Consider the following 24344-nt stretch of genomic DNA (forward strand, 5'->3'; position numbering starts at 1 on the left):
CCCGCCGTCGAGGCGTCCCGCCCCCGCCCGTACGGGCGTCAGGCCGCCGTGGCGAGTCGTTCGCGGGGCACGAAGCGGACCTGCGGGTGGTTGCCCTGCCAGGTGAAGGACACCCTCAGCCCGCCGACGCGCGCCAGGATCAGGCCGATCACACCCGCCGCCGTGAGCGACACCAGGCCGCCGGTGGCGAAGCCGACCCGCGGGCCGTAGGTGTCCGTGATCCAGCCGAGCAGCGGCGCCCCGATCGGCGTGCCGCCGGCGAAGACCATCATGTAGAGGCTCATGACCCGGCCCCGCATGACGGGGTCGGTCGCCAGCTGGACGGCGGAGTTGGCGGTGATGTTGACCGTCAGCCCGAACATGCCGATCGGGACGAGCAGCAGGGCGAACAGCCAGAACGACGGCGACAGCGCCGCGGCGATCTCCAGCACGCCGAAGACGACCGCGGCCCCGACGAGCATCCGCAGCCGGGAGCTGCCGCGCCGGGCGGCCAGCAGGGCGCCGACGAGCGATCCGGCCGCCATCAGGGTGTTGAGGAAGCCGTAGGTGCCGGCGCCGACGTGGAAGATGTCGTCCGAGAAGGCGGTCAGCCAGATCGGGAAGTTGAACCCGAACGTGCCGACGAAGCCGACGAGGACGATCGGCCAGATCAGGTCCGGACGGCCCGCCACGTACCGCAGGCCCTCCTGCAGCTGCCCCTTGCCGCGGGGCGCGCGTTCCGTCTTGTGGAACTCGCTCGGGCGCATCAGCAGCAGGCCGGCGAGCGGCGCGAGGAAGAACAGGCCGTTGAGCAGGAACGCCCAGCCGCTGCCGACGGTGGCGATCAGCAGGCCGGCGACGGCGGGGCCGACGAGGCGGGCGGACTGGAAGTTCGCGGAGTTCAGCGAGACGGCGTTGCGCAGCTGGTCCGGGCCGACCATCTCGGAGACGAAGGACTGGCGGCTCGGGTTGTCGACGACGGTGACCATGCCGAGCAGGAAGGCGATCAGGTAGACGTGCCAGACCTGGACGTGGCCGGAGAGCGTGAGGACGGCGAGCGCGAGTCCGCACAGGCCGAGGGCGGCCTGGCTGAAGAGGAGGATGAGCCGCTTCGGGTAGCGGTCGGCGATGACTCCGCCGTAGAGGCCGAAGAGGAGCATCGGCAGGAACTGCAGTGCCGTGGTGATGCCGACGGCGGCGGCGGAGCCGGTGAGGCTGAGGACCAGCCAGTCCTGGGTGATGCGGGCCATCCAGGTGCCGGTGTTCGAGACGATGGCGCCGGTGAAGAACAGCCGGTAGTTCCGGATCTTGAGGGAGGAGAACGTTCCACCGTTCTCGCGGGTGTGCGCACGGCCGCCGGAGATGCCGCCGCGGCGGTCGCTCTCGCGGTCGTCTCCGGGTCCCTCGCGGGTGTAGGTGTCGGATTCATGGACGGGGGCGGAGTCTGCTCCGGATCCCGTACTCAAGGTGCGTCGCCTCCTCGGCGTCGGGTTACAGGTGGGCGAGCTTCTCCAGTACGGGGGCGGCCGCGCGCAGCTTGGCCCACTCGTCCTCGTCCAGACCTTCGGCCAGGGTGGCCAGCCAGGCGTTCCGCTTGCGGCGGGACTCCTCGAGCATGGCCTCGGCCTGCTCGGTCTGGCTGACGACCTTCTGCCGGCGGTCGTCGGGGTGCGGCTCGAGCCGGACCAGTCCCTTGGCTTCGAGCAGTGCCACGATGCGGGTCATCGACGGCGGCTGGACGTGCTCCTTGCGGGCCAGCTCACCGGGGGTGGCGGAACCGCAGAGCGACAGCGTGCCGAGCACCGACATCTCGGTGGGGCTCAGCGACTCGTCGACACGCTGGTGCTTGAGGCGTCGGCCCAGTCGCATGACGGAGGAGCGGAGCGCGTTCACGGCCGCGGCGTCGTCGGCTGTGCCGTGGGACAGGTCAGGCATAGTCCTTAGAGTAACTCATTACTCTTCCTAAAGACCAATGCGAACCGCCGTACCGTCCACCTGGTCACGGTTCGCTCTCGATGTATCACCCAAATGAGTGAGTCAGATCCGGAAAGTGACGTCGGCGGGCCTGTCTGCCCCGACTCTGACGGCATGGGATCGACAGTGCTCAGTCTGCGCATCGACGGTGAGCTGCTCGACCGGCTCAGAAGTCACGCCGCCAAACGCGGAATGAGCGTCCAGGACTACGTGGCCCGGACGCTCATTCGCGAGGATTTCGACGAGCGGTTCAAGACCGCCGTCGACGAGACGGAGAAGTTCTACGGGGCGCCCGACGCGCCCCGCGATCACGTGAGGCCGAGCGCCGGCATCGCGTAGTAGAAGACGAAGACCGCCGAGACGACGTACATGGCCACCGGGACCTCGCGGCCCCGGCCGGCCGCGAGCCGCAGCACGCTGAAGGCGATGAAGCCGATGCCGATGCCGTTCGTGATCGAGTACGTGAACGGCATCATGACCATCGCCAGGAACGCCGGCACGGCGATGGTGAAGTCGCTCCAGTCGATGTCCTTGACGGACCCGGCCAGGATCAGGAAGCCGACCGCCAGCAGGGCGGGCGTCGCCGCCTGGGACGGGACCATCGTCGCGAGCGGCGTGAGGAACAGCGCCACCGAGAACAGCGCGCCGGTCACCACCGACGCCAGACCCGTGCGGGCCCCCTCGCCGACGCCCGCCGTGGACTCCACGAAGCAGGTGGTGGCCGAGGAGGAGGTGGCGCCGCCGGAGGCGACGGCCAGGCCGTCCACCAGCAGGACCTTGTTGATGCCCGGGAAGTTGCCGTCCTTGTCCATCAGCTTGGCCTCGTCGCCGACGCCGAGGATCGTGCCCATCGCGTCGAAGAAGCAGGACAGCAGCACGGTGAAGACGAAGAGGACGCCGGTCAGCATGCCGACCTTGCCGAAGCCGCCGAACAGGCTCACCTCGCCGACGAGCCCGAAGTCGGGCGAGGCCACCGGGTTGCCCGGCCACGTCGGGGTCGTCAGACCCCAGGACGGCACGGTGGCGACCGCGTTGATCACCATCGCGACGATCGTCATGACGACGATGGAGATGAGGATCGCACCCGGCACCTTGCGGATGATCAGCGCGAGGGTGAGCAGGGTGCCCAGGACGAAGACGAGGACCGGCCAGCCGGTGAGGTGCCCGTCGGCGCCGAGCTGGAGCGGGACGGTGGTGTGCGCGGCGTCGGGGATGCGGGAGACGAAGCCCGAGTCGACGAGGCCGATCAGCATGATGAAGAGGCCGATGCCGATCGCGATGCCCTTGCGCAGGCCGACCGGGACGGCGTTCATGACGCGTTCGCGCAGCCCGGTCGCGACGAGCAGCATCACGACGATGCCGGCGAGGACGACCATGCCCATGGCGTCCGGCCAGGACATCCGCGGCGCGAGCTGGAGGGCGACGACCGTGTTGACGCCGAGGCCGGCCGCGAGCGCGATCGGGACGTTGCCGATGACGCCCATCAGCAGGGTCGAGAAGGCGGCGGTGAGCACGGTCGCGGTGACCAGCTGGCCACCGTCGAGCTGGTGCCCGTACATGTCCTTGGCGCTGCCGAGGATGATCGGGTTCAGCACGATGATGTAGGCCATCGCGAAGAACGTGGCGAAGCCGCCACGGACCTCGCGGGCCACGGTGGAGCCGCGCTCGGAGATCTTGAAGTAGCGGTCGAGACCCGAGGCCGGCCCCTGCGGGGACGCGGGCTCCGGGGCGGTGGCCTTGGCGGTGGCCGTGGTGCTCATGGGGTGTCCTCTTGGGTATGTTCTTGGCGGTTCATACGAAGGAAACCCGCCAGAGGCAAACCGTTTCAGTATGAACACATGAACGAAGCAGCGTCCATCTCCGCGCGTAGACCCCCCGCGAATCAGCCCGTCCGATGCCGCGGACCGGCCCGTGGGGGGCCGCCCGGACACCCCCTAGACTGGCCGCATGGCGAAGTGGACCCCCCGACACGAGGCACCCGAGCCCCTGGAGGGGCCCGTCGTCGCCACCATCACCGGCGGCACGGTCCTCTGGTTCGTGCTCTTCCTGGTGCAGGTCCCCTTCTACGGCTGGTTCGACGACCGCGACCTGACCTGGTGGGTCTGGACCTGCCTGGCCGGGGCCGGGCTCGGCCTGATCGGCATCTGGTACGTCCGCAAGCGCGACGCGGCGATCAAGCGGGACGAGGCCCGGCGGGCCGCCGAGGCCGGGAACGCACCCGAGGCCGGGAACGCGCCCGGGGCCGACAGCACGTCCCTGTAGTACCGGGGGACCATTCCGCTCCTCCCTCGGTCTGATCTTCGGATACCTCGGCGGGTGAACAGTCCGCTCCGGCCGTACCGTCGAAAACATGACTCAGCGGGCGAAGATCGGCACGGGCGACGACACGACCGCGGCGCCCGAACCCCCCGTCGTGCACCGTGTCGACGGGCTCACCTCCGCCGAGGTTGCCGAGCGGGTCGCCCGCGGTGAGGTCAACGACGTACCCGTCCGGTCCAGCCGCTCCACCGCCGACATCGTCCGCGGCAACGTCTTCACCCGCTTCAACGCGATCATCGGCGTCCTCTGGGTGGTCATGCTCTGCGTGGCGCCGATCCAGGACAGCCTCTTCGGCTTCGTGATCATCGCCAACACGGGCATCGGCATCGTCCAGGAGCTGCGGGCCAAGAAGACCCTCGACGGACTCGCGGTCATCGGCGAGGCCAGACCGACCGTCCGCCGCGACGGGGCGGCCGTCGAGGTCTCCACCTCCGGGATCGTCCTCGGAGACCTCATCGAACTCGGCCCCGGCGACAAGGTCGTGGTCGACGGCGAGGTGGCCGAGGCCGACAGCCTGGAGATCGACGAGTCGCTGCTGACCGGCGAGGCGGACCCGGTCGTGAAGAAACCCGGCGACCGGATGATGTCGGGCTCCTTCGTCGTCGCGGGCGGCGGCGCCTTCACCGCCACCAAGGTCGGCCGCGAGGCGTACGCCGCCCAGCTGGCCGAGGAGGCCTCCCGCTTCACCCTGGTCCACTCCGAGCTGCGCAGCGGCATCTCCACGATCCTCAAGTACGTGACGTGGATGATGATCCCCACCGCGCTCGGCCTCGTCATCAGCCAGCTCGTCGTCAAGGACGACGACTTCAAGGACGCCGTCGCCCGCACCGTCGGCGGCATCGTCCCGATGATCCCCGAGGGCCTGGTCCTGCTCACCTCCGTCGCCTTCGCGATCGGCGTCATCCGGCTCGGCCGCAAGCAGTGCCTGGTGCAGGAGCTGCCGGCCATCGAGGGCCTCGCCCGGGTCGACGTCGTCTGCCTCGACAAGACGGGCACGCTGACCGAGGGCGGCATGGACGTCACGGAGCTGCGGCCGCTGGGCGGCGCGGACGAGGCGTACGTACGCAAGGTCCTGGGCTCCCTCGGCGAGTCCGACCCCCGGCCGAACGGCTCGCTCCAGGCCGTCATCGACGCCTACCCCGCCGGCGAGGGCTGGCGCTGCACGCAGGCGCTGCCCTTCTCGTCCGCCCGCAAGTACAGCGGCGCCGCCTTCAGCGAGGGCAACGGCGAGAACTCGTCCTGGCTCCTCGGCGCCCCCGACGTCCTGCTGCCGGCCGGCGACCCGGCCCTCGCCGAGATCGACCGGCTCAACGAACAGGGCCTGCGCGTCCTGCTCCTGGCCCGCACCACCCGCGAACTCGACTCCGCCGACGTGGCGCACGGCGCCCGCGCCACCGCCCTCGTCGTCCTCGAACAACGGCTGCGGCCCGACGCGGCCGACACCCTGGCCTACTTCGCCGACCAGAACGTCGCCGCCAAGGTCATCTCCGGCGACAACGCCGTCGCGGTCGGCGCGGTGGCCGGAAAGCTCGGCCTGGCGGGCGCCGAGAACACCGTCGACGCCCGCCGGCTGCCCACCGAACGCGACGAGATGGCCACGGCCCTCGACGCGCACACGGTCTTCGGCCGGGTCGCCCCGCGGCAGAAGCGCGACATGGTCGGCGCGCTCCAGTCCCGCGGCCACACCGTCGCGATGACCGGCGACGGCGTCAACGACGTCCTCGCCCTCAAGGACGCCGACATCGGCGTCTCCATGGGCTCCGGCTCCGAGGCGACCCGGGCCGTCGCCCAGATCGTGCTGCTGAACAACTCGTTCGCGACGCTGCCGTCGGTGGTCGCCGAGGGCCGCCGGGTCATCGGCAACATCACGCGGGTGGCGACCCTCTTCCTCACCAAGACGGTCTACTCCGTCCTGCTGGCGGTCCTGGTGGTCTGCTCGCAGGTCGAGTACCCCTTCCTGCCGCGGCACCTGACCCTGCTGTCCACGCTGACGATCGGCGTCCCGGCCTTCTTCCTCGCGCTCGCCCCCAACAAGGAACGCGCCAAGCCGCACTTCGTGAAGCGGGTGATGCGGTACGCGATCCCGGCCGGCATCGTCGCCGCGGCGGCCACCTTCGCCACGTACCTGCTCGCCCGCCACCACTACAGCGGCCCGGGCGCCCTGGACGCCGAGACGAGCGCGGCGACGCTGACGCTCTTCCTCGTCTCCATGTGGGTCCTGGCGATCATCGCCCGCCCCTACACGTGGTGGCGGATCCTCCTGGTCGCCTCGATGGGCGGCGCGTTCCTGCTGGTGCTCGTCGTGCCCTGGCTCCAGGACTTCTTCGCGCTGAAGCTCGTGGGCAAGACGATGCCGTGGACGGCGGTGGTGATCGCCGCCGCCGGCGCGGTCGTCCTGGAGTTCGCGTGGCGGTGGGTGGACCGGAGGTTCCCCGCCTGAGCCGCGGGCCCGGATCCGGCCGGGCGGCCGGTCAGGAGTGCCCGGGGATCGCCGGGGGCGTTGAGGCCGTCGCCCTCCACAGCCGGTGGCAGGACAGCAGCACCGCCGCCACCAGCAGCCCGTTGCGGACGACCATGAGGGTGTTGCCCAGCGCCGTGCCCTGAATGACGTCCAGGTAGTACGTGGGGAACGCGAGCGCGGTCACCGCGGTCGCGGCGAGCAGCACCGCGGCCACCGGACGCTGGGTGGTGTGCCGGGAGGTGAGGCAGACCGCCGCCAGGCCGAGCAGCCACACCATGTACTGCGGACTGATCACCCGGCTGGTCACGGTGAAGAGCAGGACGGCGGCGAGCGCGGCGTCGAACGGGGTCGCCGCGGTCCACCGGGAGGCCCGCCCGCGCCAGAGCATCAGCCAGCCGAAGGCGGCGGCCGTCAGCATCAGCGACAGCTGGGCCACGAGATCGACCTGCGCGCCGCTGAACTCCAGGGCGCCGTAGCGGGACTCGATCCGGATCGGCTCCCCCGCCGCCCGCAGCAGCGCCAGGACCGTGCCGCCGAGGGACTCGATCTGCACGCCCCTGGCCCCCTGCTGCCGGAGGAAGCCGAGGCTGTCGGTGAAACAGAGGGCCAGCACGGTCAGCAACGCGGCGGCCGACGCGACGGCGGACAGCCAGGCGTCGCGGCTGGAGCGCCCGCGTTCCGCACCCAGCAGGGTGAGCAGCGGCCACACCTTGATCAGGGCGCCCAGCGCGGCGAAGGCGCCGCCGAGCCGCGGGCGGCGCGTGCCGCTCAGCAGCGCCAGGACGGCGAGGGCCGTCACCTGGATGTCGAAGCGGCCGTGCGGCAGGTTCAGCAGCAGGGGCAGCGCGGCCGCCCACAGCCAGGCCCCGGCGAGCAGCCGTCCCGGCCTGGCCAGGGCGAGCGTGATCACGGCGTCGGCGGCGAGGGTCAGCAGGAGGAACGCGGCGAAGTAGTCCAGGAAGGGCAGCGCCGAGGGGAACAGGAAGAGCAGACCGGCGCCCGGCGGGTACTGCCAGGTGACGTCGCCGACCGGGTAGGAGCCCCCGGCCAGCTGCTCGGACCAGCGCGGATAGAGGAAGTTCACCTCGCTCGCCACGTTGCTGACGCCGATGTCGTCCTGGACGAGCAGGTACACCATGACGATCCGGGTGAGGACCCAGACCGCCCAGAGCGCCGCGAGGGACCTCCGCCGGGACCAGGAGGAGGTCCAGGCGTCGGCGTGGTGCGCCGCCCGGACCAGGGCACGCGCCGCCGCGCCTCGCCCTTCGGCCGGACCGTCCGCCGGACGGGGTGCGGGCGGATCCTGGTCCGGCCCGGTGGGAGCGCCGCCCAGCAGGCCGGCCTTCTGCTGCGTCATGGATCGGGAATGTAGGCGGACGAATCCGCCGATCCCGGTCGGCGGACCGCGCGGCGGCGCCAGGTCCCCCGAGAGCGGGCACGCATGGACCCAGGTGGATCAACGCGGGGCCCGCCACCGGACCGCCCGCGACCGCGGGCCGGAACAGCCGCGCGGACGGGCCCGGGTCCACGGGCGGAGGGACCCGGACAGGACCTAGTCGAACCAGCGGTCCCGGGCCAGTTCCGCCGTCCTGGACGGGTCCTCGAGCAGGGCGGCCACCTCGAACCGGCGGGGCCACTGGCCGGCCGCCCAGGCCAGCCCGGCCGCGACGCCCTCCAGTGTCGCGGCGTGGATGACGCCGTCCGGGGTCCGGCGCCAGTCCAGTTCGACGCCGGCCGCGCGGAGCTCCTCATGCTCGATGTACGTCTCCGGGGTCGCCGGACCGAGCAGGGCGTGCACCGAGGACGGCACGTCGTGCTCCTCGCCGACCGTGGTGACCTCGGCCTCCACGGTCTCGCTCAGCCGGCGCACCTGGAACAGCTCCGCCAGGTCGGCCGCGCGGGACGGGGCGACCGGCAGCAGCGGCAGGTCGCCGGCGAGCGGCAGGAGGTCGGGGGCGTCGGCGACCAGCGCCTCGGCGGCGTCGACCACCACGAGCGCGCCGTCGACGACCGCGCGCAGCTCGTCGGGGAGGGTGACCTGCTCGGGGTCCAGGTCGGCGAGCGCGGTGTACAGCGCGTGCAGCTGGGCGCCGGTCACCTCGCGCTCCGGGTCGGCGAGGCGGGTCAGCAGTTCGGCGGCGCCGCCCGGCTCGTCGAGGAGGGCCGCCACCGAGGTGCGGACGCCGAGCGCCCGCAGGACCTGCTCGTCCTCGAAGCCGGTCGCGTCGGCGGAGTCGTAGAGCCCGGCGAGCAGCGGGTCCGTGCCCGCCGCGCGCAGTCCGGCCGGGCGCCGGCCGTCCAGGACGGGGTGGTCGCGCAGCCACCACGCGGTGTACGGCCGCACGGTCTCGGTCGTGCCGTCCGGGAGCAGCACCCGGACCGGCTGGGTGAGCGCGTCCCGCAGCGGGGGCCGCGCCAGCATCGCGAGCGCCTGGGGCCAGGCGTCGTCGTCGACCAGGTCCAGGTCGCGTACGGCGACGATCTCGGTCGCCACCGGCGGCACCGGCGCCTCGGGCAGCCGGTCCAGCACGTCCTCGCACCAGACGTCGACCGCGTCGAGCAGCCCGGCGTCGTCGGGTTCGGCGAAGTCGCCGTCGCGGGGCTCCAGTTCGTCCGGGTCGAGGACGAGGTCGGTGGCCCGGACCAGGACGAAGTCCGCGAGCACGCCGCAAGCGGCGAGCGGCTGTTCGCCCCACCGCTCGGCCAGCTCGGCGTCGCAGTAGGCGAGTTCGTCCTCGCGCATCACGGCGGCGAAGGCGCTGCCCGGCAGGACCAGTTCACCGGCCGGGGCCGGTTCGCCGTCCTCGTCGGGGAGGGCCAGCGCGCCGAGCCACGGCTCGTCGCCCGGTTCCAGTTCGGCGTCCCGTACGAGCGCGAGCACGGTCTCCGCGAGCTCCTCGGCGTCCAGCGCGTCCGCGTCCTCGTCCCAGATCTCCCCGGCGTCGAGGGAGCCGGCGACGGCCGCCCTGACCTGGGGGGTCGTCAGCACCGCGCGGGGCGTGGCGGGCAGGGCGCCCAGTTTCTCCAGGAGCGGGTGGACGGCGTCCGGGTGGGCGACCTTGAGCCCGAGCCGGGTGAGTTCGGCGGGCGTGCGGTCCTGCGGCAGCAGGACCTGGCGGGGGCCGATGGTGGTACGGGTGCGGGCGGGCGTCTCCGGGTCGACGGGCTCCGCGGCGGCCAGCGGGACGGGCAGGCCGGTGAGCCGGTCGGGGTCGACGCCCGCGAGGGAGTCGTAGAGCCGCCACCACCACGTCGGCGGGCGGTCGACGCCCGCGAGCCGGTCGATCGCCTCGGTCAGCGGCACCCGGCCGATGCCGAGCGTGCGGAGCTCCACGCGCCGCTCCAGGCCGGCGGGCAGCAGCGTCGGGAAGACCTCGGCGAGGACGCCGACGGTCTCGGCGCCCGCGCCCTCCACGACCTCGGCCTCCACGGGCCGCAGCGCGGGCATCTCCTCGGAGGGGGCCTCGGGCGCCAGGAAGGCCACGCGCGGCAGCCGCTGCAGGATCGCCGCGCGCAGGGCGCCGTCCAGGGGGCCCTTGCCGAGCGGTCCGGGCACCAGGTCGAGGGTGGCGACCGTCACCGGCTGCCAGGCGGCGAGGAGTTCGGTGTAGGCGTCGGCGGCGCGTTCCAGCAGGAAGTCGGTGAGCGGCCCGGGCGCGGGGTGCCGGCGGGCGGTGTCCAGCGGCAGCGAGGCGATCAGCAGGGCGGGCAGGCCGAGCGGTTCGTCGGTGGGGGTGGGCGCGTGGACGACGGGGGCGGTACCGGGGAAACGCGGTGCGCCGGTGGCGTCGACGGGTACGGCCCAGGTCACCGACCAGTACGGGCGCAGGCGCTCCTCGACCGGCCGGCCCTTGAGGAGGGCGGGGTCGAGGGCGCCGCCTTGGCTGACGGTCCGCCAGCGGTGCGTGCCGGCGGTGGAGGCGGTGTCCTCGATGTGGACGTAGCCGTCCTGTTCGGACCGCCGGAGGGTGCGGGTGCCGGCCGCCGTGTCCACGACGATCTCGGCGAGACCGGGCAGGGTCAGCAGCAGGGCGTCGTCGATGGAGTCGAGGAGCCGCTCGGCGAGGTCGACGGCGGCGGAGTCGCGCAGCGGGAGGACGACGACCGTGTCGTAGCCGTCGGGGGCGGTGCCCTCGGCGGGCAGCGGGAGGCGGAGCACCGGCACGTGGCCGTCGCGGCGGCGGAGTTCGTCGCCGAGCCCGGGGCTGTGGCGGGCGGCGTCGGCGGCCAGCTCGCGGGCCTCGGCGAGGGACCAGCGGACGCCGCCGTGGCGGCCGAGGACGGCGGGCTCGTCGGTGACGGCGAGGACGGCGGCGAAGCCGACGCCGAAGCGGCCGACGGCCTCGCGGTCGTTCTCGCGCTTGGCGGAGGCGCGCAGGGTGGAGAGCGACTCGACGCCGGTGGCGTCCAGCGGGGCGCCGGTGTTGGCGGCGGCCAGGACGGCGGGCGCGTCGGCGTCGGCGGGGTGCAGGGTCAGCCGGAGACGGCCGGTCACGCCGGCGCGGCGGGCGGCGTCGGCGGCGTTCTGGGCCAGTTCGACGACGAGCCGGTCGCGGTACCCGCCGAGGGCGAGGTCCTCCTCGGCGTTGGCGTCCTCCCGGAACCGGGCGGGCCCGGCTCCCCAGGCGTCGAGCACGCCCCGCCGCAGCCGGGCGGTGCCGAAGGGGTCGGCTCCGTCGGTCGTCGTCCTGACGCTGACGCTCACGTCTGACTCCACTCTGCGGGACGGGATGGGGCGGGTGCCCGAAGGTACCGCGACCTGTGGGTGTCCCGCGTCGCCCGTTCCGGGCGCCTGCCCGGCCGGACGCTGCGCATGCGCCCCGGGGGCCGCGGGCACCGGGCCGAGGACGCCCGCGGGAGGGCGTACGGGCCGCCTCCCCGAGGGGGCGGCACCGTCCGGGAGGGACGGGGCCGCTTCAGGCGGGGCGGGGGGCGGGGTCGGCAGGACGGAGGACGCGCCGGGTTCCGCACATCCCCCTCCAGGGTGCCGGAAGCCTCCGGTCCGGCTGCCCTGTGGGCGCAGGGGAGGTGCGGGGGTGCGTCCGGGACCGGGACGTCCGTGGGGAGATCGGTGGACGTCCGTGCGGGGTCGTCGGTACGGGACCTCCGCCGGCGCCCGCGGCCCGGTCGGGGCCGCGGGATCCCGGGACGGATCCCGGGTCGGCGAGAGTCCCGGAGTTGCGGACCCCGCCGAGGGACCTACGAGTGGCCCAGGTCTTCCGAGGTGCCGTCCGGCTCCGTCGTGGAGCCGGAGTCCTTGGCCGGGCGGAGCGGGAACGCGTCCGTCGCCATCGAGTCGAGCACCGGCGGCGCCGGGCGCGGGGGCTTCGGCATGACCGCGGCCTCGGAGTGGCCACCGCATCCGTACGACAGCGAGACGACCCGGCCGTCCGCCGGGGAGAACTCGTTCGCGCAGACGCCGAACGCCTGCTTGAGCGAGCCGGCCAGCGGCACCAGGAAGCCGCACGACTCGCACGAGGCCGGCGCGGCCTGCGCCATCGGGGTCTTGGCGCCGAAGGCCTCGTCCCAGCGGTCCGCCGCCACGTGCAGGCCGTACCGGGACAGCACCCGGGCCCGTCGCACGCCGAGTTCCTCGGCGACCGAGGCGATCGCGCCGCGGGACGGCGTACGGGAGACGATCTCGGCGTCCTCGGCGTCGAGGTGGTCCGCCATGTCCTCGGAGACCGCGGAGTTCGGCGGCGGGGCGTCCTCGCCCGTGTAGCCCGGCTCCAGCCGCAGGTCGTCCTGCTCCGTGGGCAGCAGGTCGCCCGGTCCCATGTCGCCCGGCCGCAGCCGCTCGCTCCACGGCACCCACTCGGGGGCCAGGAGGGCGTCGGCGCCGGGCAGCAGGACGGTTTCGTCAAGCGTGACGTTCTTGGCGCGCGAGGCCCGGGTGACCGTCACGGCCCAGCGCCAGCCGCGGTAGCCGGGCTCCTCGCACGCGAAAAAGTGGGTGACGACCCGGTCGCCCTCGGCGACGACCCCCTCGTGGTCCCCGATGACACCCGGGGCGGCGGCCTCCTCGGCGGCCTCCCTGGCGAGGTCTACCGCCTCGGCGCACAGACGGTCGGGGGTACGCGGGGTACGCGGGGTACGGCTTCGCGTCGTCGCAGCACTCACAGGTCTCGCTTCTCTCCTACGCCGTCTCACGGGTGCGCCGGCCGAGGAGCGGAGCGAAGCACCGGGCGGCGGGCGGAGCGGACCAGAGGGCCGCATCGACGTCCGCACCCGACACGTCTCGCGTGTCTCGGGCACACCTATCGCCATCCATTCTGCGGGATGCCGAAGTGGCGCGCGGCCGAGAACTTCCGCCGGTGGCGCGCTACGCACGCTACCCCCTCCGCCGCGTTGCGCCCACCTGCCCGTCCCAAGTGGCCCGGATCGCGGACGCCTCGGGCCCGGATCGCGGACGGTCCGAAGTCGGCCCGGGATGCCGGCCGAGGCCCGGATCGGCCGCGCCACCAGGGCCGGACCCGGGCATCCGGCACGGCGCCTGAGTGGCCCGTGGAGCGCCTTGGGCCGCGCCACGGTTCGTACGGCGGGGGCGTGGGGCACTATGACGGAGTGGCAGCCGCACGGTCTTCCGCACGATCCCACGATCATGCCGGGCCGCTCAGCCGAGCGGGCCGGTCGCTGGGGCGCGCCCTGCACCTGCCCTTCACCGGCACCGCGAAAGGCATCAGAAAGGCGACCCACGCCCATGGCGCGGGCGAGTCGGGTCTGGGCCGGCTCATCGAACTGCACGCGGTGAACGGCGCGGGTGACGTCATGATCACCGTCGCGCTCGCCTCCACCGTGTTCTTCTCCGTCCCGACCGACGAGGCACGCGGCCGGGTCGCGCTCTACCTCGGCATCACCATGCTGCCGTTCACCCTGCTGGCCCCCGTGATCGGTCCGCTTCTGGACCGCATCCCGCACGGCCGGCGCGCGGCGATGGCGGGGGCGATGCTCACCCGGGCCGTCCTCGCGCTCACGATGTCCGCGGCGGTGGCCACGGGCGGGCTCCAGCTGTATCCGGCGGCGCTCGGGGTGCTGGTGGCCTCGAAGGCGTACGGCGTGGTCCGCAGCGCCGTCGTGCCCCGGCTGCTGCCGCCGAACTTCTCACTCGTCAAAGCGAACTCCCGCGTCACCCTCGCGGGTCTGCTCGCCACCGGGATCGCCGCACCGATCGGCGCGGGACTCCAGCAGATCGGGCCCGGCTGGCCGCTGTACGGAGCGTGCGTGCTGTTCCTGCTGGGCACGTACTGGGCGTTCCGGATGCCGCACAAGGTGGACTCGGCGAAGGGCGAGCGGCGGGCGCACCTGCTGACGCACGGCGAGAAGAAACCGAGCCTGCGGACGGTCGGACCGTCGGTCCTGCACGGCCTGCAGGCCAACGCGGCGCAACGGATGCTGTCCGGGTTCCTGATCTTCTTCCTGGCCTTCCTGCTCCGGGTGCATCCGCTGCCGGGACAGAGCGCCGCGGTGTCGCTGGCCATGGTCGCCGTGGCGGCCGGGGTGGGGAACGCCTGCGGCACGGCGGTCGGCTCGCTGCTGCGCGAACGCGGCCACGGCCCGGAGGTGATCATCGCGACCATGATCACGATCGTGCTGGGCGCGGCGATCTGCGCGGCGCTGTTCTTCGGCGGGCTGATGGTGGCGGTCCTCGGGGCGGTGGCCGGTCTGACGCAGGCGCTGTCGAAGCTGTCGCTGGACGCGCTGATCCAGCGGGACGTGCCGGAAGTGGTGCGCACGTCCGCGTTCGCCCGCTCGGAGACGGCGCTGCAGATGGCCTGGGTCGTGGGCGGCGGGATCGGCATCTCGCTGCCGCTGAACGGGACGGTGGGCATGTGGGTCGCGGCCGGGATCCTGGGGCTCGGCGCCCTGCTGTCGGTCCGCGGCCTGCTGGCGGCGGCCCGCCGTCCCGGGCCGCCCGCGCGTCCGGAGTAGGGCCGGACGGCACCGGTGGCCCGGCATCGGGGGCGGAAAACGCGGCGCGCCGCACCCCCGCGTGGCGCAGCTCGACACGCCCGATAGCCTTCGGGCCATGACCGTTGCGTTCTTCACCGGCTCGCGCCGCCGGGCCGCCGTCGCCCTCGGGGCCGTCTCCGCCGGGCTCCTCGTCCTCTCCGCCTGCGACAAGCCGACCCCGCTCGCGACCCTGACGGTCGGGACTGAGTCGGTGCACTCCGAGGCCGCCTGCTACAACGACGGCGACCCGATCAAGGAGTCGCAGTTCCAGAAGTGCCTCAACGAGAAGGCCGAGAAGTCCATCTCGGTCTCCGCGGACGACAAGATCCGCTTCGGTGTGGACCCCGAGATCGCCGAGAACGGCTGGACGATCTTCCTCGGTGGCCAGGCCGCCGAGCCGGAGCCGTACCACAAGACGTACCGGACCATCCCGGCCAGCGCCTTCTTCGCCAGCCAGACCGGCGAGGCGACGAACCAGGCCCAGGTCACCATCGTCGAGACCGACGGCAAGAAGCTGACCGGTGTCTGGCACTTCGACCTGAAGAAGAAGGACTCCTGATCCTCCGGTGACCTTCCGGATCCTGATCGTGACGGCCGTGGCGGCGGAGGCCGACTCCGTCGGCCTCGGCCTCCCCTTCCACGGTCCGGGCTCGGGCGAGGTCCCGCTCCCGGGCGGGTTCGCCCTGCGCCGTCACACGGGCCCGGCCCCGGATCCCGCCGGGACCCCGCAGGCCGCCCCGGCCCATCCGGCCGTCGTCGCCGACGTGCTCGTCGGCGGGGTCGGCCCCGCGGCCGTCGCCGCCGCCACCGCGACCGCGCTCGCCTCGGCCGCCGCACCCTACGACCTGGTCGTCTCCGCCGGAATCGCCGGCGGCTTCGCGCCGGCGGCCCCCCTCGGATCGGTCGTCGTGGCCGACACCCTTGTCGCGGCCGACCTCGGGGCCCAGACCCCCGACGGCTACCTCGACGTCGAGGAGCTCGGCTTCGGCCGCTCCGCACACCGCTCGCCCGAACCGCTGACCCGCCGCATCTCCGCGGCGCTCGCCGCGGGCGGACAGCGCCACACCGTCGCCCCCGTGCTGACCGTCTCCACCGTCACCGGCACCGCCGCGCGCGCCTCCGAGCTCGCCGGACGCCACCCGGACGCCGCCGCCGAGGCGATGGAGGGCTTCGGCGTCGCCGAGGCCGCCGCCGCCTACGGCGTGCCCGTCGTCGAGATCCGCGCGGTCTCCAACGCCGTCGGCCCGCGCGACCGCGCCGCCTGGCGGATCGGCGAGGCCCTGGACTCGCTGCGGAACACGTTCCAGCTGCTCAGCCACTCCGTCTTCGTGGAGCCTGCCCCATGACGCCAGCGCTCAAGATCGCCTACTCGCCCTGCCCGAACGACACGTTCGTCTTCGACGCCTGGGCCCACGGCCGGGTCCCGGGCGCGCCCCGGCTCGACGTGACCTTCGCCGACATCGACCTGACCAACGGGTGGGCCGAGCGCGGCACGTCCGTCCACGACGTGCTGAAGGTCTCGTACGCCGTGCTGCCCTGGGTCCTCGACGAGTACGCGCTGCTGCCCTGCGGCGGGGCGCTCGGCCGGGGCTGCGGGCCGCTGGTCCTCACCCGCGAGCCGGGAGCGCCGGCGGAGCTGGCGGGCAGGACGGTGGCGGTGCCGAGCGAGCGGTCGACGGCCTACCTGCTGTTCCGGCTGTGGGCGGCCGACGTGGTCCCGGAGGGCGTCGGAGAGATCGTCGTCATGCCCTTCCACGAGATCATGCCGGCGGTGCGCGACGGGAAGGTCGACGCGGGTCTGGTCATCCACGAGGCCCGCTTCACCTACCAGAACTACGGGCTGCACGCGCTGGCCGACATGGGGGCGCACTGGGAGGACACGACCGGGCTGCCGATCCCGCTGGGCGCGATCATCGCCCGCCGGTCGCTGGGCGAGGACACGCTGCGGCGGCTCGCGGACGCCGCCCGCGCATCGGTCCGGATGGCCTGGGACGACCCGGCCGTCTCCCGCCCGTACGTACTGGAACACGCGCAGGAGATGGACCCGAAGGTGGCCGATCAGCACATCGGTCTCTACGTCAACGAGTTCACCGCGGACCTGGGCGAGCACGGCTACGCGGCGGTCCGCGGCCTGCTCACGCGCGCCGCGGCCGAGGGGCTCGTACCGCCCCTCGGACCGGACGCGCTGGCGTTCCCCTGAGGGGGTCCGGCCCCGGAGGTTTCCCGTCGCCCCCGCGGATCGGGGGCCCCGGGAGCGGGTCGGTGGATCAGACGTCGAGCTGGTCGGCGACCGCCCGCAGCAGACCGGCGATCTTCGAGCCCTGCGCCTTGTCGGGGTAGCGGCCGCGCTCCAGCATCGGCGTGATGTTCTCCAGGAGCGTCGTCAGGTCCTGGACGATGGAGGCCAGTTCGTCGGGCTTGCGGCGCTGGGCTGCGGCGACGGACGGGGTCGGGTCGAGCACCGTCACGGAGAGGGCCTGGTCGCCGCGCTGTCCCGCGACCACTCCGAACTCCACACGCTGCCCCGGCTTCAGGGCGTCGACTCCGGCAGGGAGGACCGACGAGTGCACGAAGACGTCGCCGCCGTCGTCGCGGGAGAGGAAGCCGAAGCCCTTCTCGCTGTTGAACCATTTGACCTTGCCGGTAGGCACGTCTGTCCTCGTCCTCGTACTCGATGGGGGCGCCGGGATTCCGGCACCGGATGGCTGCCTGCTGGCAGTCCGGAAAGCGGTACAGCGGGTCGCCCGACCCGCCGGGCACCAGGCTAATGGTCAGGTAGCTGGTGACAAGACGTCGCCGGTCTGTTCCTTCGGCCTGGGAACTACCCTGGCCGAATGCGTAGTGAAACCCCTTCGGCCTCGCCGGACGACACCGCTCCGGGTGACGGTCTGGTCCGCGCCGGTGCGATCGTCTTCATCATCGGCGCGGTGGCCACCCTGGTCACGGTGGCCCCGCTGTTCCTGGGCACCGATCCGTTCCCGCCCGTCGCGTACGCCGTCTGCATGCTGATGGGCGTCGGCTTCCTCGTCGCGGGCGCCGGCGTGCTGCGCTCGATCGCTGCGCAGCGCCGCCAGGCCCGCCGGGCGGCCGCACCGGGCCACTAGGCCGCGAGAAAGCCCTCCCACCAGGCACGGAACTCCGTCAGGTCGGCCAGCACGACGTCGGCGCCGGCCGCGCGCAGCTCGCCGGCGTCGCACGGGCCGGTCGTCACACCCACGGACAGGGCACCCGCGGTCGCGGCGCCGCGCACGTCACCGGTGTGGTCGCCGACGTAGACGCGCGCCCCGTACGCGCGCAGCGCCTCCGCCTTGCCCTCGGCCCACAGCCCCCCGATGACGGCGTCCGGCTCCATGTCGAGGTGGGTGAGGTGCAGCGCCGCGTGCGGCTCGTTCTTGGCGGTCACCACGATCGTCCGGCCGCCGGCCTCGCGAACGGCTTGAATCGCATCCCTGGCACCCGGCATCGGGAGCGACGGCTCGATCGCGTACGTCGGGTAGGCGGCGCGGTACTCCGCGGCCCGCGCCACGACCTCCTCCTCGGGGAACCAGTGCGCGAGCTCGTGCTCCAGCGGCGGTCCGAGCCGGGAGACGACGAGGTCGGCGTCGATCGGGACGCCGGTCCGGGCGGAGAACGCCTCGAACGCCGCCTTGATGCCGGGGCCGGAGTCGATCAGGGTCATGTCGAGGTCGAAGCCGACGGTGAGACGAGTCATGCGGGTCATTGTGCCCGGGTGTTCGAAAACGTCGGCGGCCCGGACCGGGCTCCACCCCCGCCTCGGTTCGTACGCGCGTCCGACGGGCTCCGGTGCCGGCCGCCCTCCGTTCCCGCCGTGTCTCCCGCGGCCTCGGCGGCCCCTGCCGCCCTGGTCGCCGCCCGGCGTCAGACCCGGCGCTGCGACCTCCACAGCAGGAACAGCGCCGACGCGACCGCCGCGCCCCGCACCACCCACGGCCAGGTCTGGCCGATCGCCGCGCCCATCGCCTCCCCGCCCTCCGCGATCGGCGCTCCCCAGCGCCCCGCCAGCCGGCCCCAGATCCACACGGCGCCGGCCGTGGCCGCGAGCCCGGGGAGGACGATGACGGCCCCCTGGATCTCGCCCCGGGACAGCCGCCGCGAGGCGTAGGCCAGCAGCCAGCCGAACGCGAGGGCGAGCAGCGAACCGAACAGCGCGCCCCCCAGCAGCAGGAGCGCGGCGAGCAGCAGCGACGGGTTGGCCAGGCGGAACCGCCGCTCCGTCGCGTCGGCCCCCGCGTCCGCCCCGTCCGCCCCCGCCACGACGGCGTCCCGCCGGACCTTGACCGGGCGCAGCCATCCCCGGCGCCCCGCGGCGTCCTCGTCCGGGACCGTCTCCCCCGCCGGCTCCGGCCCGTCCCCGGCCTCCACGGCGCCGTCGGCGGCGGCGGCGTCTTCATCGTCGTCGTCGGTGGGCGGCGGCTTCAGCAGCTCCGGGATCTCCACCCCGCCCACGAACCCCGGCACCAGGTCGTCCCCGCGCCGCGGAGTGGCGTCCGTGCGCCACCAGTCGGGCTCGGTGTCGGCGGCCCCGACGTCGTCCATCCCCGCCAGATGCGGCGGCGGCGCGCCCGTACGCGACCCCGGCACCGTGCCGGACGACCGCGCCGTCGTCCGGGGCTTCGGCACCGCGCCCCTCCTCCACCGCCGCCCCCGCTGCGCCGGGAGTTCCGCCTCCGGAGGGTCCGGAACAGGCGCGACACCCGCCGCCCGGTCCACCACCTCGTCCGGCGTGCCGAGCTGCCGGAGGATGCCCCGCACCGCCTCCGGGCCCTCCTCGCCGTACGTGGCGCGCCGACGGTCGATCTCGCCGCGGAGAGCCGACACGAGCCGCATCCGGGAGCCCGACGACAGCTGCCGTTGCTGCGCCAGATCGCCGACCCGGCTCAGATAGTCGAAGACCAACTGGTCGCTCTCGATCCCCACAGTGCCCTCCACGGCCGGTACGCCCCGACGTTAGCGCCCGCGCAGGGGCTAACGTGGGGCGGATGGGGATCGGTGAGCTCGACCGGGAGGCACACGTGCCCGCAGGAACTGGTGCCGCCGCCGCACCGCGCACGCTCGCGGAGGCGCTGCGCGCGCGGGGCGACGAAGGGCTCGCCGCGCTGCTCCGCGCCCGCCCGGATCTGCTCAACCCGGTGCCGAACGACCTGACGCAGCTCGCCACCCGGGCCGGCACCCGCGCCTCCGTCGTCCGTGCCCTGGAACGGCTCGACCGCTTCGCGCTGCAGACCGCCGAGGCGCTCGCCATCGCCCCGGACCCGGCGCCCTACCCCGCACTCCTCTCGCTGCTCGCCGGCGACGAGAGCGACCCGGACATCGAGGCGGCGCTGCCGCACGCGGTGGAGATGCTGCGCGAACAGGCACTGGTGTGGGGTGAGGACGACCGGCTGCGCCTCGTGCGGACCGCGCGCGAACTGCTCGCCCCCTCACCGCAGCACCCGTCCCCTACCGGGCTCGGGCCGACCGTCGCCGAGGCCACGTCCGGCATGTCGCCCGGCCGGATCCAGGAGATCATCGGGACCGCCGGACTGCCCCCGACCCACGACGCCGTCTCCGCGGTGGCCTCGCTCACGGCGCTGTTCACCGACCGGGCCCGCATGGACGCCCTCCTCGACACGGCGCCCTCGGACGCGCTCACGGTCCTGGACCGCCTGGTGTGGGGACCGCCGTACGGCGAGGTGACCGCGAACCCGGCCCCGCCCGTGCGCTGGCTGCGCGACCGCGGCCTGCTGCTGCCCGCCTCGCCGCGCACGGTCGTCCTGCCCCGGGAGGCGGCCCTGCACCTGCGGGGCGGCCGGGCCCACCGGACACCCGCACCGCATCCCCCGGCGCTGTCCGAACTCCGCTCCTACTCTCCCCAGGCGGTGGACAGCGCGGCCGCCGGCCAGGCGTACACCGCCCTCGCGACTGTCGAGGAACTCCTCAAGGCGTGGAACCAGGGCGGCCCGCCGGTGCTGCGCGCGGGCGGCCTGTCCGTCCGCGACCTGAAGCGGACGGCGACCACGCTGGAGGTCACGGAACAGGTCGCGGCCTTCTGGCTGGAGCTCTGCTACGGGGCCGGTCTGCTGGCCTCGGACGGCGAGGCCGACGAACGGTACGCGCCCACCCCCGCCTACGACGACTGGCTCGACCTGCCGCCGGCCGAGCGTTGGGCACGGCTCGCCTCCGTCTGGCTCACCGCGACCCGCACGTCCGGACTGGTCGGCGGCCAGGACGCGAAGGGCCGCACGCTGTCCGCCCTCGGCCCCGACCTCGACCGGGGCCCGGCCCCCGAGGTCCGCCACCGGGTCCTGACGCTCCAGGCCACGCTGCCGCCCGGCTCGGCGGCCGACCCGGAGTCCCTGCTCGCCCGGCTGCGCTGGGAACGGCCCCTGCGCGGCGGCGCGACGGTCACCGGCGGCACCGTCCCGAACCCGGCCGGCACCGTCGGCGGCAGTTCCACCACCACCTCCACCGACCTCCGCTCCCGCATCGCCCTGTGGACGCTCACCGAGGCCGAGATGCTCGGCATCACCGGCCGCGGCGCCCTGTCCTCGCCCGCCCGTGCCCTGCTCAACCTGCCCCTCGCCGAGGCGGCGACCGAACCGGTGACCGACGGCGGCGTCGAACCGTCCCTGGCCGCCTCGCGGGCCGCCACGCTCCTCGCCCCCCTGCTCCCCGAGGCCGTCGACCACGTCCTCCTCCAGGCCGACCTCACCGCCGTGGCCCCCGGCCCGCTCCGGCGCCCCCTCGCGGACACCCTGGCCGTCCTGGCGGACGTGGAATCGAAGGGTGGCGCCACGGTCTACCGGTTCACGCCCGGCTCGGTGCGCCGGGCCCTCGACGCCGGCCGCTCCGCCTCCGACCTGCACGACTTCCTGACCGCCCACTCCCGGACGCCGGTCCCGCAGCCCCTCGCGTACCTCATCGACGACGTCGCCAGGAAGCACGGCCACCTGCGCGTGGGCGCCGCGTCCGCCTACGTGCGCTGCGACGACGACGCGCTGCTCGGGGAGATCCTGGCGGACCGGCGGTCCGCCCCGCTGCGGCTGCGCCGCCTCGCCCCGACGGTCCTGGCCGCCCAGACCGACCCGGCGGCACTGCTCGAAGGGCTGCGGTCGATGGGGTACGCCCCGGCCGCCGAGTCCGCGGAGGGCGCGGTCCTGATCACCCGCGCCGACGCCTACCGCACCGGTCACCGCACCGCCCCCGTCCCGGTCCCCGACGGCCCGCCGGTGCCCGACGGGACCCTGCTCGGGGCGGCCGTCCGCGCCATCCGGGCCGGGGACCTGGCGTCGACGGCGGTCCGCAAGGAACGCCCCGAGGCGGCCCCGCTGACCGGGGGCGAACTCCCCCGCACCTCCCCCGCCGAGACCCTGGCGACCGTCCAGGCCGCCGCGATGACCGGCTCGGCCGTCTGGATCGGCTACGTCAACGCGGAGGGCGCGGCCAGCCAGCGGGTCATCGCCCCGGTCCGGGTGGAGGGCGGCTTCGTGACGGGCTACGACCACACGGCGGACGAGGTCCGGACGTACCCGCTGCACCGGATCACGGGCGTCGCGGAACTCGCGGACGACGCGGTCTGACGCGGTCCAGGGGGTTCGTCCGGACCGACCCGCTTCCCGCCTCGCCCGCGCCGTATCCGCCGCCGATGCGGGACACTGGATGTTTGGCCGTTACGGGAACGGCACGGGAAGGACCTGATCAAGCGTGAATGGACCTCTCATCGTCCAGAGCGACAAGACGCTCCTGCTGGAGGTGGACCACGAGCAGGCGGACGCCTGCCGCCGTGCCATCGCGCCCTTCGCGGAGCTGGAGCGGGCGCCCGAGCACATCCACACCTACCGCGTGACCCCCCTCGGCTTGTGGAACGCCCGCGCGGCCGGGCACGACGCCGAGCAGGTCGTCGACGCGCTGGTGGAGTTCTCCCGCTACCCCGTGCCGCACGCGCTGCTCGTGGACGTCGCCGAGACGATGGCCCGCTACGGCCGGCTGACCCTGAGCAAGCACCCCACCCACGGCCTGGTGCTGACCAGCACCGACCGGCCGGTGCTGGAGGAGATCCTGCGCTCGAAGAAGGTGCAGCCGCTGGTCGGCGCCCGGATCGACGCGGACACGGTCGTCGTGCACCCCTCCGAGCGCGGCCAGATCAAGCAGACGCTGCTGAAGCTGGGCTGGCCGGCCGAGGACCTCGCCGGCTATGTGGACGGCGAGGCGCACCGCATCGACCTCGCCGAGGACGGCTGGGCCCTGCGCCCGTACCAGAGGCAGGCCGTCGAGGGCTTCTGGCACGGCGGTTCCGGCGTCGTGGTGCTGCCCTGCGGGGCCGGAAAGACGCTGGTCGGCGCCGGGGCGATGGCCCAGGCGAAGGCGACCACACTGATCCTCGTCACCAACACCGTCTCGGCCCGGCAGTGGAAGCACGAGCTGGTGAAGCGGACCTCGCTGACCGAGGACGAGATCGGCGAGTACAGCGGGACGCGGAAGGAGATCCGGCCGGTCACCATCGCGACCTACCAGGTCCTGACGACGAAGCGGAAGGGCATCTACCCGCATCTGGAGCTCTTCGACTCCCGCGACTGGGGTCTGATCGTCTACGACGAGGTGCACCTGCTGCCCGCGCCGGTGTTCAAGTTCACCGCCGACCTCCAGGCCCGGCGGCGGCTCGGCCTGACGGCGACGCTGGTCCGCGAGGACGGGCGCGAGTCGGACGTCTTCTCGCTGATCGGCCCGAAGCGCTTCGACGCCCCGTGGAAGGAGATCGAGGCGCAGGGCTACATCGCGCCCGCCGACTGCGTCGAGGTCCGGGTCAACCTGACCGACGCCGAGCGGCTCGCGTACGCGACCGCGGAGGCGGAGGAGAAGTACCGCTTCTGTGCGACGACCGCGACGAAGCGGAAGGTGACGGAAGCGCTGGTCAGGAAGTTCGCCGGGCAGCAGATCCTCGTCATCGGCCAGTACATCGACCAGCTGGACGAGCTCGGCGAGCACCTCGACGCGCCGGTCATCAAGGGCGAGACGTCCAACGCGCAGCGCGAGAAGCTCTTCGACGCCTTCCGCAACGGCGAGATCAGCGTGCTCGTGGTCTCGAAGGTCGCGAACTTCTCGATCGACCTGCCGGAGGCGACGGTCGCGATCCAGGTGTCGGGCACCTTCGGTTCGCGCCAGGAGGAGGCCCAGCGCCTCGGCCGGGTGCTGCGGCCGAAGGCCGACGGCCACCAGGCGCACTTCTACTCGGTGGTCGCCCGGGACACGATCGACCAGGACTTCGCGGCGCACCGGCAGCGGTTCCTGGCGGAGCAGGGGTACGCGTACCGGATCGTCGACGCGGACGAACTGCTGGCGGGCGACACCCCGTAGGGGGTGGCAGGACAGGCCCCGGAGGTCAGTCCGCGCCTCCCCGGTACACGGGGCGGGGGTTCCGCACCCCCGCCTCGCGCGGGTGGTCGCCGAGCAGGACGACGCCCACGGCCGCGCCGCCGTACGCGCGTATCGCGCGCAGCGCGGTGGTGAGCGGCCGGGTGCGGGAGCCGGGGAGGGAACGGGCCGGGGTGAAGGTCGCCGTGGTCATGCCTCCATGATGGATTTCGGACATTCCGAACACATCGCCCTGGGGGTGGAAGCGGGCGGCGGCACGGGTACGACCTGAGTCGGGTGCCGTCCCCTA

20 protein-coding genes are annotated in these 24344 nt (G+C 73.7%); 10 read left to right on the forward strand and 10 right to left on the reverse strand.

Features of this window, described 5'->3' with window-relative positions:
• Nucleotides 1-38: 38 nt before the first annotated feature.
• Nucleotides 39-1445, reverse strand: a complete 1407-nt coding sequence (locus ACE1OA_RS15380; RefSeq protein WP_432752908.1) for an MFS transporter — start codon at nt 1443-1445, stop codon at nt 39-41.
• A 25-nt stretch (nt 1446-1470) separates the two neighbouring features.
• Nucleotides 1471-1914: a MarR family winged helix-turn-helix transcriptional regulator gene (locus ACE1OA_RS15385; RefSeq protein WP_123457423.1), complete on the reverse strand. Its 444-nt coding sequence runs from the start codon at nt 1912-1914 to the stop codon at nt 1471-1473.
• A gap of 153 nt (nt 1915-2067) precedes the next feature.
• Here ACE1OA_RS15385 and ACE1OA_RS15390 point away from each other — a divergent pair, with 153 nt between their 5' ends.
• Complete coding sequence (locus tag ACE1OA_RS15390; RefSeq protein ID WP_147978509.1) at nt 2068-2292, forward strand: hypothetical protein; 225 nt, start codon at nt 2068-2070, stop codon at nt 2290-2292.
• Here the strand turns inward: ACE1OA_RS15390 and ACE1OA_RS15395 are convergent.
• Nucleotides 2262-3713, reverse strand: coding sequence for an NCS2 family permease (locus ACE1OA_RS15395; protein ID WP_356609055.1), 1452 nt, complete (start codon nt 3711-3713; stop codon nt 2262-2264). The genes ACE1OA_RS15390 and ACE1OA_RS15395 overlap by 31 nt on opposite strands.
• A gap of 187 nt (nt 3714-3900) precedes the next feature.
• On the opposite strand from ACE1OA_RS15395, the gene ACE1OA_RS15400 reads away from it, so the two are divergent.
• Both ACE1OA_RS15400 and ACE1OA_RS15405 read left to right on the forward strand, forming a co-directional pair.
• Nucleotides 3901-4215 carry a DUF2530 domain-containing protein gene (locus tag ACE1OA_RS15400; RefSeq protein ID WP_432752909.1) on the forward strand — a complete coding sequence of 105 codons (315 nt, stop codon included), beginning with the start codon at nt 3901-3903 and terminating at the stop codon, nt 4213-4215.
• An 88-nt stretch (nt 4216-4303) separates the two neighbouring features.
• On the forward strand, nt 4304-6712 hold the full coding sequence (locus ACE1OA_RS15405; RefSeq protein ID WP_432752910.1) for an HAD-IC family P-type ATPase: 2409 nt from the start codon (nt 4304-4306) through the stop codon (nt 6710-6712).
• A gap of 31 nt (nt 6713-6743) precedes the next feature.
• On the opposite strand, the gene ACE1OA_RS15410 is transcribed toward ACE1OA_RS15405, so the two are convergent.
• The 3 genes from ACE1OA_RS15410 to ACE1OA_RS15420 form a co-directional block, all read right to left on the reverse strand.
• Nucleotides 6744-8090 (reverse strand): glycosyltransferase 87 family protein, encoded by a 1347-nt coding sequence (locus tag ACE1OA_RS15410; protein ID WP_432752911.1) that lies wholly within the window; start codon nt 8088-8090, stop codon nt 6744-6746.
• Between the two features lie 195 nt (nt 8091-8285).
• Nucleotides 8286-11450 (reverse strand): sacsin N-terminal ATP-binding-like domain-containing protein, encoded by a 3165-nt coding sequence (locus ACE1OA_RS15415; RefSeq protein WP_432752912.1) that lies wholly within the window; start codon nt 11448-11450, stop codon nt 8286-8288.
• Nucleotides 11451-11932: 482 nt separating this feature from the next.
• Nucleotides 11933-12853, reverse strand: coding sequence for a DUF3027 domain-containing protein (locus ACE1OA_RS15420; protein WP_356609065.1), 921 nt, complete (start codon nt 12851-12853; stop codon nt 11933-11935).
• Nucleotides 12854-13297: 444 nt separating this feature from the next.
• Between ACE1OA_RS15420 and ACE1OA_RS15425 the strand changes: the two genes are divergently transcribed.
• The 4 genes from ACE1OA_RS15425 to ACE1OA_RS15440 all read left to right on the forward strand — a co-directional run bounded on the left by ACE1OA_RS15425 (nt 13298) and on the right by ACE1OA_RS15440 (nt 16883).
• Nucleotides 13298-14662 carry an MFS transporter gene (locus tag ACE1OA_RS15425; RefSeq protein ID WP_356609067.1) on the forward strand — a complete coding sequence of 455 codons (1365 nt, stop codon included), beginning with the start codon at nt 13298-13300 and terminating at the stop codon, nt 14660-14662.
• A 97-nt stretch (nt 14663-14759) separates the two neighbouring features.
• Nucleotides 14760-15242 carry a DUF2771 domain-containing protein gene (locus ACE1OA_RS15430; protein ID WP_356609069.1) on the forward strand — a complete coding sequence of 161 codons (483 nt, stop codon included), beginning with the start codon at nt 14760-14762 and terminating at the stop codon, nt 15240-15242.
• A gap of 7 nt (nt 15243-15249) precedes the next feature.
• Entirely contained in the window at nt 15250-16029 is a 780-nt protein-coding gene (locus ACE1OA_RS15435) for a futalosine hydrolase (RefSeq protein ID WP_356779752.1), read from the forward strand.
• Nucleotides 16026-16883 (forward strand): 1,4-dihydroxy-6-naphthoate synthase, encoded by an 858-nt coding sequence (locus ACE1OA_RS15440; RefSeq protein ID WP_356779753.1) that lies wholly within the window; start codon nt 16026-16028, stop codon nt 16881-16883. The genes ACE1OA_RS15435 and ACE1OA_RS15440 overlap by 4 nt, the downstream gene beginning before the upstream one ends.
• 67 nt (nt 16884-16950) lie before the next feature.
• On the opposite strand, the gene ACE1OA_RS15445 is transcribed toward ACE1OA_RS15440, so the two are convergent.
• On the reverse strand, nt 16951-17334 hold the full coding sequence (locus ACE1OA_RS15445; protein ID WP_147978518.1) for a cold-shock protein: 384 nt from the start codon (nt 17332-17334) through the stop codon (nt 16951-16953).
• A 183-nt stretch (nt 17335-17517) separates the two neighbouring features.
• Here ACE1OA_RS15445 and ACE1OA_RS15450 point away from each other — a divergent pair, with 183 nt between their 5' ends.
• A complete protein-coding gene (locus ACE1OA_RS15450; RefSeq protein WP_356609075.1) occupies nt 17518-17787 on the forward strand; it encodes a hypothetical protein in 270 nt (89 codons plus the stop codon).
• On the opposite strand, the gene ACE1OA_RS15455 is transcribed toward ACE1OA_RS15450, so the two are convergent.
• Both ACE1OA_RS15455 and ACE1OA_RS15460 read right to left on the reverse strand, forming a co-directional pair.
• Nucleotides 17784-18395 carry an HAD family hydrolase gene (locus ACE1OA_RS15455; protein ID WP_384874161.1) on the reverse strand — a complete coding sequence of 204 codons (612 nt, stop codon included), beginning with the start codon at nt 18393-18395 and terminating at the stop codon, nt 17784-17786. The genes ACE1OA_RS15450 and ACE1OA_RS15455 overlap by 4 nt on opposite strands.
• A 167-nt stretch (nt 18396-18562) precedes the next feature.
• Nucleotides 18563-19621, reverse strand: a complete 1059-nt coding sequence (locus ACE1OA_RS15460; protein WP_432752913.1) for a hypothetical protein — start codon at nt 19619-19621, stop codon at nt 18563-18565.
• 62 nt (nt 19622-19683) lie between these two features.
• On the opposite strand from ACE1OA_RS15460, the gene ACE1OA_RS15465 reads away from it, so the two are divergent.
• Complete coding sequence (locus tag ACE1OA_RS15465; protein WP_432752914.1) at nt 19684-22263, forward strand: helicase-associated domain-containing protein; 2580 nt, start codon at nt 19684-19686, stop codon at nt 22261-22263.
• Nucleotides 22264-22387: 124 nt separating this feature from the next.
• Complete coding sequence (locus tag ACE1OA_RS15470; RefSeq protein ID WP_432752915.1) at nt 22388-24037, forward strand: DNA repair helicase XPB; 1650 nt, start codon at nt 22388-22390, stop codon at nt 24035-24037.
• Between the two features lie 25 nt (nt 24038-24062).
• Here the strand turns inward: ACE1OA_RS15470 and ACE1OA_RS15475 are convergent, their stop codons facing one another.
• The gene (locus ACE1OA_RS15475; protein WP_356609085.1) at nt 24063-24248 is read right to left on the reverse strand and encodes a hypothetical protein; all 186 of its coding nucleotides are present in this window, start codon (nt 24246-24248) and stop codon (nt 24063-24065) included.
• Nucleotides 24249-24344 lie beyond the last annotated feature (96 nt).

The organism is Streptomyces sp. JL2001, from assembly GCF_050917515.1.
Lineage (GTDB): Bacteria > Actinomycetota > Actinomycetes > Streptomycetales > Streptomycetaceae > Streptomyces.

Excerpts from the sequence above, each read along its gene's own strand:
- ACE1OA_RS15385 (WP_123457423.1), bottom strand. The coding sequence starts at position 1,914 with ATGCCTGACCTGTCCCACGGCACAGCCGACGACGCCGCGGCCGTGAAC.
- ACE1OA_RS15390 (WP_147978509.1), top strand. The coding sequence starts at position 2,068 with ATGGGATCGACAGTGCTCAGTCTGCGCATCGACGGTGAGCTGCTCGAC.
- ACE1OA_RS15395 (WP_356609055.1), bottom strand. The coding sequence starts at position 3,713 with ATGAGCACCACGGCCACCGCCAAGGCCACCGCCCCGGAGCCCGCGTCC.
- ACE1OA_RS15400 (WP_432752909.1), top strand. The coding sequence starts at position 3,901 with ATGGCGAAGTGGACCCCCCGACACGAGGCACCCGAGCCCCTGGAGGGG.
- ACE1OA_RS15405 (WP_432752910.1), top strand. The coding sequence starts at position 4,304 with ATGACTCAGCGGGCGAAGATCGGCACGGGCGACGACACGACCGCGGCG.
- ACE1OA_RS15410 (WP_432752911.1), bottom strand. The coding sequence starts at position 8,090 with ATGACGCAGCAGAAGGCCGGCCTGCTGGGCGGCGCTCCCACCGGGCCG.
- ACE1OA_RS15430 (WP_356609069.1), top strand. The coding sequence starts at position 14,760 with ATGACCGTTGCGTTCTTCACCGGCTCGCGCCGCCGGGCCGCCGTCGCC.
- ACE1OA_RS15440 (WP_356779753.1), top strand. The coding sequence starts at position 16,026 with ATGACGCCAGCGCTCAAGATCGCCTACTCGCCCTGCCCGAACGACACG.
- ACE1OA_RS15450 (WP_356609075.1), top strand. The coding sequence starts at position 17,518 with ATGCGTAGTGAAACCCCTTCGGCCTCGCCGGACGACACCGCTCCGGGT.
- ACE1OA_RS15455 (WP_384874161.1), bottom strand. The coding sequence starts at position 18,395 with ATGACTCGTCTCACCGTCGGCTTCGACCTCGACATGACCCTGATCGAC.
- ACE1OA_RS15465 (WP_432752914.1), top strand. The coding sequence starts at position 19,684 with ATGGGGATCGGTGAGCTCGACCGGGAGGCACACGTGCCCGCAGGAACT.
- ACE1OA_RS15475 (WP_356609085.1), bottom strand. The coding sequence starts at position 24,248 with ATGACCACGGCGACCTTCACCCCGGCCCGTTCCCTCCCCGGCTCCCGC.